This window comes from Gemmatimonadota bacterium (genome assembly GCA_026705765.1).
In the GTDB taxonomy this organism is placed as follows: Bacteria; Latescibacterota; UBA2968; order UBA2968; family UBA2968; genus VXRD01.
In genome coordinates, this window is record JAPPAB010000085.1 from 1 (window position 1) to 10,238 (window position 10,238).

Sequence of the window (10,238 nt, forward strand, 5' to 3'; positions counted from 1 at the left end):
CACTGGTGATCTATACGACCGATAATGGACCGTGGTGCCAGTCCAAATACTATGAAAACAAGAAAGGTCATCCAGAGGGTTCCATCTTTTGGGGCGATCCCGGTCCGCTGCGCGCCGGTAAGGGATCCGCTTATGAAGCCGGATCTCGTGTGCCGTGTATTGTCCGCTGGCCGGGTAAAGTCCCGGCTGGGCGCACCTCGGATACGCTCTGGGCCACGATTGATTTAATGCCGACTTTTACCTCACTATCAGGTGTCAAACCACCGATAGATCGCGTGATTGACGGCATTGATCAGACCGCATTGCTTTTGGGGCAGACAGAAGAAGGCCGAGAAACCTTTATCTATGATCAGGTGGGAGATGGCGATGCCAATATGGGTGTCGGTATTAGAAAGGGAAATTGGAAGTTGCTGCTTCCTGGGCGCAAACCAGAACAAGACCATCGTTTTCTGATGGATTTTGGAACAAATGGGCTGGAGTTATACGATCTGGATCGCGACATTGGCGAAAAGAACAACGTCGCAGACGATCATCCCGAAGTTGTAAAAGAACTTCGTGAAACCTTAGACAGTTTTAAAAAAGGCGTAGTGGAATGATGGAAAGGAGTAGCGAATGGGTGCGTTTTATATACCCGAAGATGCAGAGGCGCAGTTTGAAGAGCGCGGTTATTTTGTGGTTCGAAATCTGATTTCAGCCCGATCCGTTGAGGCGGTGCGAAGCGAGCTTGAGCGGGTCATCGCAGAAAAGCCGGAAGGATTCAGGTTGACCACTGATCGCGCAGATGATACAGGTGTTGAAGGTGATGCGGCGGTATGGGCTGTTGGGGATCGCGATCTGCACAGTCCAGTTCTTTGGGAGGAGTGGCTGACCGCAGAAAACGTGATTGCAATGAACCGACGCTTTCTGGGTGAAAATGTTCGCGTTCAGGGCACGCGTTTTTTTACCAAACAGGCCCGAATAGGTGAATCTGTGCCCTGGCATCAGGACATTTGGTTGTGGGAGCGCGATGCGTCACATGGCATCAGGCCACACAAGCGAGAACATTTCAACTGCTGGGTGGCTCTGGAGGCTGTCGATCTGGAGAATGGATGTCTGCACGTTATGCCCGGTAGCCACAAAGGAGGCGTGATCGAACACGTTCAGTATGATGGGTTGCATCCGGAGATTCCGCGTGAGATGGTCGCGGAGAGAACGCCTGAACCTGTGCTCTTAGGGCCGGGCGATGCGGTGGTCTGGCATTCTCACATGTGGCATATGAGTCCACCAAATCCGAGCGATCGCACGCGATGGGGCGGTGTTATGATCACGTTTCGCGAAGAGATGGCGGAAAAGGCCAATCAGGCCGATCGGGGAATGCTCATCCGCAATGGGGTGGCGTGTTCTTATCCAGGACCGATTCGTTGAGTCGTAGAGAAAGGGTGTACAATGTCTAAACCGAATGTAATTTTCGTTTTAACCGATGACCAGGGATATGGCGACCTGTCCTGTCACGGAAATCCAGTGATAAAAACGCCTTATCTGGATGCCTTGCGTGAAGAAAGCGTTCGCTTTACAGATTTCCATGTGTCACCCATGTGTACCCCGACGCGGGGCGAATTAATGACGGGGCAGGATGCGCTTCGCAATGGGGCCACTTTTGTGTGTATGGGGCGATCGCTGATCAACCCAGAATTACCAACGATTGCAGATATTTTGAGCAATAATGGTTATCGCACAGGGCATTTTGGCAAATGGCATTTGGGTGATAATTATCCCTACCGGCCACAGGATCGCGGCTTTCAGGAAACGATTCATCATCCCGCCTGGGGGATTACTTCTGCGGCAGATTATTTTGGCAACGACTATTTTGACGATACCTATCGACACAATGGTGAGTATGAAGCGTTTGAGGGCTATTGTACGGATGTGTGGTTTGATGAGGCGATGAAGTGGATTGAACGAAGTGATGAAGGCCCTTTTTTTGCCTATGTCGCAACCAATGCGCCGCACACGCCCCTCTGGGTGCCGGATAAATATCGCCAGCCATATCTTGAGCAGGTTGATTATCCTGTGGCGAGTTTCTTTGGCATGATCGTGAATATTGATGAGAATATGGCCAGACTCGATGCATTTCTAAAAGAGAAGGGCCTGTATGACAATACCATTCTGATTTATATGACAGACAATGGTACTGCAAATGGCGAACCGGTGTACAATGCCGGTATGCGGGGCAAAAAAACGATGCTTTATGAGGGCGGTCATCGCGTGCCGTTTTTTATTCGCTGGCCCGAAGGTGGGCTGGGAGTACCACGCGATATTTCTGATATGACACATGGAACAGATTTTGCGCCAACGCTGGTTTCATTATGCGGTCTGGAAACTCCTGAGGGCACCGCGTTTGATGGCGTTTCACTTGCGGGTTTATTGCGGGGAGAGTGTGATCATTTGGAAGATCGCATGAAAGTGGTGCAGTATGGACAGACGGAGAACAAAGAACGGCGATTTACGGGCAAAGGTAATGCTGCTGTGTTGTGGCATCGCTGGCGTCTGGTCGATTATGAAGAACTCTATAACCTCGATGACGATCCCGGGCAGAAAAATAATATTGCAGATCAACATCTCAATGTGGTTGAGAAAATGCAAGCACACTACGATGGATGGTGGAATGAATTAGGCGAAAATTTTGAACGCTATTATCCCATTTCAATTGGGACCGATATTGAAAACCCAGCCCGATTGTCGAGTTGCGATTGGTTGAGAGTCTATTGTGATAATCCCAACGGTGTGCGTGGTTGCGTGATGGATAGTGGGATCTGGCAACTTGCTGTTTCGCAGGATGGAACCTATGAAATTACTTTGAGGCGGTGGCCAGAAGAATCCGGTTTAGCAATCACTGCACCCGCTCCTGTGATGGAAGGTGTGGATGGCACGCTGCAGGCGGGAAAAGCGCTTCTTGCTGTGAGGGCGTGGATGCAGATAGGCAAGTCTGTGCAGGAGACGGAGGTGCAGGTTGGTGACGCGGCTGTGACGATGACTGTAGATTTGGAGGAAGGGCCTACTCATTTGCAGACCTGGTGGATTGATGAAAAGGGCGAACGCCTGGCAGGTGCTTATTATGTAACGATTGAACGCGTTTCTTAAAGGTGATGATTATAATCCAACTCAAGGAGAAATACAATAGTTATACCTGTTTTTTGTCACACCGACATGAAGGGATCGAAGAATGCCAAAAGAAACACCGAATATCATCCTGATAAATTGCGATGATTTAGGATACGCCGATATCGGCTGTTATGGATCAACGCTCAACAAAACACCAGCACTCGACAGGTTGGCCGAACAAGGCATGCGTTTCGCCGATTTCTACGCTGCCGCGCCGGTATGCACCCCCTCCAGAGCTGCTATGCTGGCTGGATCCTACCCTCGAAGGCTCAACATGCATGCTTTCGACATTCGAAAAATCGATGGCTCAGGAGAGATTCTCGAACATCGGGGGGTGTTGTTTCCTGGACAGGCCGAGGGATTGAACCCCCAGGAGAAGACGATTGCGTCGGTGTTGAAGGGTGGTGGGTACACAACAAAAATGATCGGAAAGTGGCATGTGGGAGACCAGCCTGAGTTTTTACCTGCGCATTATGGTTTTGATTCCTGGTTTGGAATACCGTATAGCAACGACATGGGACTTCAAACTCGGAGCCCTGAAAAAGCCTGGGCGGAACATATCAAGGCTCCCCTGCCTCTCGTGCGGGATAGCGTGGTGGTACAAGAACAGCCCGATCAGACCTCCATTACGGAACGATACACCGAGGAGGCTGTGACGTTCATCCGAGAAAACGCTGATCGGCCGTTTTTCCTTTATTTCGCACATACCTATGTACACAACCCATTGTTCGTGCCGGAAGTCTTCGAAAGACAATCAGAGAATGGTGTCCTCGGTGCAGCAGTCGCGCATATCGACTGGAGTTTGGCGATGCTCGAATACGAGCTCGAACGGTGCGGATTGACGGACGATACACTCATTATTTTTACGTCCGATAATGGTGGCGCGAGGAAGAGTGTTAATACACCCTTGCGGGGATTCAAGGGATCGACCTGGGAAGGCGGCCAGCGAGTGAATTGCATTATGAAATGGCCTGCACGCATTCCTGCAGGAACAACCTGTGGCGAGATCAGCACCATGATGGATTTCCTGCCAACATTCGCTGACATAACTGGAGCCGATATTGAAGACGGCGTCATTCGAGATGGTCATACGATGCTGGGGCTCATGACGCAGGAAACTGGCGCGTCATCTGGATACAAAAAATTCCTGTACTTCAAGGAGGGCAATCTCAATGCGATACGGAGTGGCGACTATAAACTGCATCTCCATCTCAAAGAGCTGTACAATCTGGATACCGACGTTGGGGAGACAGACAATAAGTACGACGAACTTCCTGATGTGGTTCAGAAGCTTTTATATATGGCTGAATTAGCCCGCGAGGATTTGGGAGACGACATCGCGGGCGTTACCGGTGCAAACCAGCGTCCCTGTGGGTGGGTTGAAAACCCCAAGCCACTTACGACCTACGATCCCAACCATCCCTATATCGTCGCGTTGTACGATATACCGGGATAAAAAAAGAATATTGCCACAGCCATAGCTTTTTTTAACCCTTAAACCAGATGAGTTGATTATGTCAAAACACTTAAATTTAGATGAGCGGCTGCGCGTCCCCTACTCCATCGGCACGGGCATTCCCAAAGGCGGTGATGCAGAGATTGAGGGGTATGTACACTCGCTGCGAACCCAGGGTTTCTGCGTCATTGAGCGGGTGATTCCCAAAGATCAGGTTGACGCGGTGCGCGAGAGTGTGCACCGGGGTCGCGAGTTGTTGCAACAGGACCGCGAGGTGGAGCGCCGCAAGCGCATAGAGCTACAGCATCAGAGAGACCCCGATGCCGAGATCGACGACAGCCCTGAGCGCTTCGAAAGATGGCGCCAGGACCCGGTGAGGCCGCCGATGGCACCGCACGCCGAGTTGTGCGATATCGCGCGGTGCGAGACCTTCGCCGAGTACCTGGCGGAGCCTCGCGTACTGCGGGTTGCCAGAGCCATGCTCGATACGCACATCCGTATTTTGCAGACGGAGGTCAACAAGTCGTCGCGACCGGCGGAGAAACCGCTATCCGAGCAACAGCTTAAGCACCGCGGTTGGCATTCTGACTGGCCACACGATCTGAGCGCGTATGGGCCAAACAGCGAACATCCATGGAAGCACTGCGGCGCAGTCGCCCAGCCCTTCCCCGACGTCTGCATGGCACTATCCACGGTCTGGTACCTCGGTCCTGAAGACGTGACCCCGTTCAACGGCGGTACGTGGATCGTGCCGGGGTCGCACAAAGACCCGCGTAACCCGCGAGGTCCCGACGACGGCATTGACGCGCGCGCGCCAATTCCAGGAGAATTTCAGGTCTCTGCTCCGGCGGGCTCGGTTTTTATGCAGGACACAAGGATCTGGCATTCGACCGGGCTTAACCAGAGCGAACACGAGCGCACGGCGGTGGTATGCCGATATGGGCCGTGGTGGCTGTCTGGGAATGAGTTTGGCAACTTGCACTCGGGCGGCCACACACTAAGGACCTACGTGCCGCGAGAGGTTTTCGCCAGGTTCTCCCCGGAACTGAAGCTGCTGTATCGGCACATCGCCGAGGGCGAGGAGGATGTACTACAGTCCGAGAACCAGCACAAGGCGTTGCGCGCCAGGTTTATCGACCAACCGGAACTGCGCCATCCGGACCGCATCGGCGACAACAGCCACATCGTTGCCGGGGGCATGAGCGTTGAGGAATGGGAACGCAGCCGGGGCGAGTCTGCCAGATGACAGAACCATTGATTGTGTGCAAAATTCGGATGGGGCCATCGTTGTGAGCGATGTCGTGAAGTGGGAGATGGATGCGACGAATCCCTGGTGATAAAGAAATGAGTTGAAGGGAGTAGTGCAATGGGAAAACAAAATATTGAGAAGCCGAATATCATCTATATCATGCTGGATGAGTGGGGATACTTTGAGTGGTCCGCCATGGGGCATCCTATTCTTCAGACGCCCAATATCGACAAGATGGCGTCTGAGGGCATCCGGTTTACTCAGATGCTTGCGGGAGGCAATGTCTGTGCGCCGACGCGCTGTGCGTTGATGACAGGTCAGCATACGGGACATACAACGATCCGCGCAAATGGCGGCGGTCTGGCGCTGCGTACAGATGATATAACCATCGCTGAAATGCTCAAAGCCGAAGGCTATGCAACTGGCGGCTTTGGCAAGTGGGGCCTGGGCGATGCCGGGACAACGGGGGTGCCAGAGAAACACGGCTTTGATACTTTCTTTGGTTATTATCATCAGGTGCATGCACACACGTACTATCCGCGGTACCTTCTCCGCAACAGCGAGAAGATGTATCTGGAAGGGAATACAGGTGATTTCCATACTGGTGAGGTGTTTTCTCATGGCCTCATCTATGAAGAAGGGCTGAAGTTCATACGAGAGAATAAAGACCGTCCGTTCTTTGCCTATCTTCCGTGGACGCCTCCGCACGGCCAGTGGATGATGCCCGAATCGGATCCGGCCTGGCAGAAGTACAGGGACGTGAAATGGGATGCCACGAACCAGAGAGGACCACACGATGCACAGATGTATGGGGCTATGATGGAAATGGCCGATCGCCAGATCGGTGAGATCATGGATCTGCTGAAAGAATTGCAGATTGACGAGAAGACCATCATCTTTGCTTGCGGCGACAATGGTGGCGCTCCTTATTTTGCAAATGAGAGCCATCCGCATGGCTTTTTTGCCCCCAATCTGAATCCCGGGACGGGCGAACGCTTCCGCGGGGGCAAGGGCAATTTCTATGAAGGCGGGTTGCGGGTTCCCTTCATTGTCCGCTGGCCGGGTCAGATCGAGCCGGGAACGGTTTCTGATCATCTGGGGTACTTTCCGGATGTGATGCCCACTCTGGCGGAACTGACGGGGGCGAAGTCCGGGTCTGAGATTGATGGTATTTCGATTGCGCCCACATTGCGCGGTGAGACCGGGCGCACGCAGGCGCAGCATGAGTACCTGTACTGGGAGGATCGGAAAAGTTGCGCTGTTCGTACGGGGAGTTGGAAAGCCGTGAGACCAGACAATGACGGGCCGTTTGAGTTGTATGACTTGAGTACAGATATTGAAGAACTGAACGATGTTGCTGCTCAGTATCCTGATATCCTCGAGAAGATGACGCAGTATGCCGGAGACGCTCACACACCGGTTCGCGAAGGCGAGATTCTCGATCCATCCAGGGGATTCAAAGGACACGATGAGGATTAGGCAGTTCATGGCAGACGCTAAAGCAAACAAAAGCAATCACCCCAATGTGCTCTTTATCGCCATTGACGATCTGTGTGGTTGTCCCGATGCGATGAACGGAGAAACCTCTGTTCATACTCCCAATATGAATGCGCTTGCCCAAAAGGGCGTGTATTTTACCAATGCACATTGTGCAGCGCCTGCCTGCAATCCTTCGCGTGTAAGTGTGATGACCGGGTTGGCACCATCGACATCGGGCGTGTATCTCAACAGGCAGGACTGGCGAGATTGTAAGAACCTGAGAGATAGGGTTACACTGCCTCAATATTTCAAGGACAAGGGGTACAAAACCCTTGGCGGCGGAAAGGTGTACCACGGGGCGACCCTGAGCGAAAAGATGTATGAGGGATATCTCGATCCCAGTCCCTGGGACGAATACTTTCCATCGAAAGACTGTCAAATGCCTCAGGAAGTCGCGCCAGATGTTTGGCCTGTAAATGGGAGCAAAAAGTTTTATCGCGGATATTTTGATTGGGCGGCATTAGATATTGAAACGGGCGAAATGGCCGATGCCAAAGTCGTGTCGTGGGCAGAACAACAACTGTCTCAAGACCATGGTCAACCTTTGTTTCTGGCCGTGGGGATCTATCGACCGCATATTCCCTGGTACGTGCCAGAAGAATATTTCGGGAGACATCCCTATGACGAAGTTGCGGTACCTGAGGTTCTTGAAAACGATCTTGATGATGTACCAGAAGCAGGTCAGGCTATGGCCAGGCGCATATGGCACAAATGGATGGTTGAAAATGACAAATGGAAAGAGGCTGTTCAGGCATATCATGCGGCTGTCAGCTTTACCGACGACATGATTGGGCGTCTATTAGCTGCACTTCAAAACGGGCCTCACGCCGAAAATACTATTATTGTTTTGTGGTCAGACAATGGGTATCATCTGGGGCAAAAGGAGCATTGGGAGAAATTTGCATTGTGGGAGCAGACCACGCGGGTACCGATGATCATCGTTGCGCCTGGAGAGATTGCCTCGGGCAAGGTCTGCAAACAGGCTGTCAGCCTGCTCGATATTTATCCCACACTGATCGAATTGTCTGGCGGAAAAATATCAGGAGATTTCGATGGCGTGAGTCTGGTCCCTTTGTTGCACAACCCCGAGGAACAGACCCATCGAGCAGTGGTCTGTACACAGGGATTCAATAACCATGCAATAAGATCGGATAGGTGGCGTTATATCCGATATGAAGACGGCTCGGAAGAATTATACGACCATCAAAACGATGGGCAAGAGTTCCACAATCTGGCAGATCGGGAAGCGTATGTTTCCGTCAAACGAGAACTGGCAGCCTGGTTGCCAAAACATAATGCAGAACCACGCCCGACGGGGAATTCTCAAAAAACCACTGAACACTGATATAAAACAAGGAGAATCTATTATGAAGCTCACCTTGATACTCGGTTTCATGACCCTCGCGCTTATCTCTTGGGTCACAACAGCCGAGGCCAGATACCAGGAAACCATGGACCCAAACGGTTTTGTGAAAAACCTCAAATCCGATTACGGCCTGGTCGATGACGGTGCAAAAACCAACCAGAGTGCACTTTTTCAGAAGGCGATCAACGACGTCGCAGCCGCAGGCGGTGGACGGCTTATTATTCCGAAAGGAACCTATCGTTTTGCAAAAGTCTATCTCAAATCGAATGTACACCTGTTGATCGAAAAAAATACGGTCATTAAGCCCCATTGGGCAGAAGGGACAAAAACAGTTGTTTTCATCCTGGACTATGAGGATACATCCGGGAGGGGACCTAAGCAAAGGGGAAATGAATTTATTGAAAACGTCAGCATTCGGGGACTCGGCGGACGGTTCATCGTTGATTATTCCGACCGGGAGCGGCGGGAAGAAGAGGGCATCCGCACCGTCTTGTGCAGAATGGTCAGAAATTTCCTTATCTCCGACCTCGACATAAAAGATAACTTCACGGTCTATTGCGGGTTGACAATGACTCCCACACGGTCACGCAACGAAAATGTGAAACATTGGGAGATATCTCGCGCAACCGATGGAACGATCCGAAATTGTCGCATCTTTAACGCCAGTCCGGGATATGGACTCGTCCAGTTACACGGCGCACAATCGTTGCACTTCGAAGATCTTTATGCAAAGGGCGGCGTCACCTTGAGGCTCGAGACGGGGGCAGTGGGAGATCACACGGCAGTTTACGACATTACAGCCAGAAACATCACCTCCGAAAATGGCCGCTGTGCTGTCATGCTTGGACCTCACAGCGCGAACAATGGATTGGTTCATGTCGATGGCGTCACGTCCAAAAGCAGTACATATGCGGTCACCATAGGCAAGGGGAACGTCAAGAAGGCCGAACAGGCGAGAAATCCCGACGCGAAACCCGGACGCTTTGCCGATGGGTGTTCCATCAAAAATATTCACGCGATTTTTGGGAAAGATGCGCAGGTAAAAACACACGAAATGATGAATATTCCGGAAGAATACTACGACGATCTGCGACTCAGGAAAGTCACAAAATTCTTTGATGGGCCATCGATCGGGGCGGTAAAGGATTACACCAATGGAACGTATCGCGTCGATATCGAAAATGTGACCCTTGAGGGATTTAAGTACAACGCTGACAAGAAGATCCTGAATCCTGAAGACGCCAGACCGGGCAAATGGGGACAAGCCCTCAGAAAATGGAAGGCCGACCGGGGTATCCCTATTGAACCCAGGAGAGCATCAGATTCGGGAAAATAGCTTTTAGCCCGTTGCCTTTTCAGCCGTCACAAATCTCCTTCACGTCAGTCGCTTGAAGGTTTTAGTCAAGGCCCATCACTTCGCGGACACAGGAAAGTTCTCGCCAGATGTCGGTGAAGCAGTCGTTGCCGTTTTTTGCACAATCAATATG

Annotated in this window: 8 protein-coding genes; all 8 read left to right on the plus strand. The window is 51.7% G+C overall.

Features of this window, described 5'->3' with window-relative positions; translation table 11 throughout:
• The coding region (locus OXH16_10885) for a sulfatase-like hydrolase/transferase (protein ID MCY3681896.1) at positions 1 to 596 on the plus strand (596 nt) is incomplete at its 5' end.
• Between the two features lie 16 nt (positions 597 to 612).
• Entirely contained in the window at positions 613 to 1,404 is a 792-nt protein-coding gene (locus OXH16_10890; GenBank protein ID MCY3681897.1) for a phytanoyl-CoA dioxygenase family protein, read from the plus strand.
• 21 nt (positions 1,405 to 1,425) lie between these two features.
• Positions 1,426 to 3,120: an arylsulfatase gene (locus OXH16_10895; protein MCY3681898.1), complete on the plus strand. Its 1,695-nt coding sequence runs from the start codon at positions 1,426 to 1,428 to the stop codon at positions 3,118 to 3,120.
• A gap of 82 nt (positions 3,121 to 3,202) precedes the next feature.
• Positions 3,203 to 4,597: a sulfatase gene (locus tag OXH16_10900; GenBank protein MCY3681899.1), complete on the plus strand. Its 1,395-nt coding sequence runs from the start codon at positions 3,203 to 3,205 to the stop codon at positions 4,595 to 4,597.
• Positions 4,598 to 4,655: 58 nt separating this feature from the next.
• Positions 4,656 to 5,843, plus strand: coding sequence for a phytanoyl-CoA dioxygenase family protein (locus tag OXH16_10905; protein MCY3681900.1), 1,188 nt, complete (start codon positions 4,656 to 4,658; stop codon positions 5,841 to 5,843).
• Between the two features lie 120 nt (positions 5,844 to 5,963).
• Positions 5,964 to 7,325: an arylsulfatase gene (locus OXH16_10910; protein ID MCY3681901.1), complete on the plus strand. Its 1,362-nt coding sequence runs from the start codon at positions 5,964 to 5,966 to the stop codon at positions 7,323 to 7,325.
• A gap of 7 nt (positions 7,326 to 7,332) precedes the next feature.
• The gene (locus OXH16_10915; GenBank protein ID MCY3681902.1) at positions 7,333 to 8,730 is read left to right on the plus strand and encodes a sulfatase; all 1,398 of its coding nucleotides are present in this window, start codon (positions 7,333 to 7,335) and stop codon (positions 8,728 to 8,730) included.
• A 22-nt stretch (positions 8,731 to 8,752) separates the two neighbouring features.
• Complete coding sequence (locus tag OXH16_10920) at positions 8,753 to 10,087, plus strand: glycosyl hydrolase family 28-related protein (GenBank protein MCY3681903.1); 1,335 nt, start codon at positions 8,753 to 8,755, stop codon at positions 10,085 to 10,087.
• Positions 10,088 to 10,238: the final 151 nt, after the last annotated feature.

Excerpts from the sequence above, each read along its gene's own strand:
- OXH16_10890 (MCY3681897.1), top strand. The coding sequence starts at position 613 with ATGGGTGCGTTTTATATACCCGAAGATGCAGAGGCGCAGTTTGAAGAG.
- OXH16_10905 (MCY3681900.1), top strand. The coding sequence starts at position 4,656 with ATGTCAAAACACTTAAATTTAGATGAGCGGCTGCGCGTCCCCTACTCC.
- OXH16_10920 (MCY3681903.1), top strand. The coding sequence starts at position 8,753 with ATGAAGCTCACCTTGATACTCGGTTTCATGACCCTCGCGCTTATCTCT.
- OXH16_10915 (MCY3681902.1), top strand. The coding sequence starts at position 7,333 with ATGGCAGACGCTAAAGCAAACAAAAGCAATCACCCCAATGTGCTCTTT.
- OXH16_10900 (MCY3681899.1), top strand. The coding sequence starts at position 3,203 with ATGCCAAAAGAAACACCGAATATCATCCTGATAAATTGCGATGATTTA.
- OXH16_10895 (MCY3681898.1), top strand. The coding sequence starts at position 1,426 with ATGTCTAAACCGAATGTAATTTTCGTTTTAACCGATGACCAGGGATAT.
- OXH16_10910 (MCY3681901.1), top strand. The coding sequence starts at position 5,964 with ATGGGAAAACAAAATATTGAGAAGCCGAATATCATCTATATCATGCTG.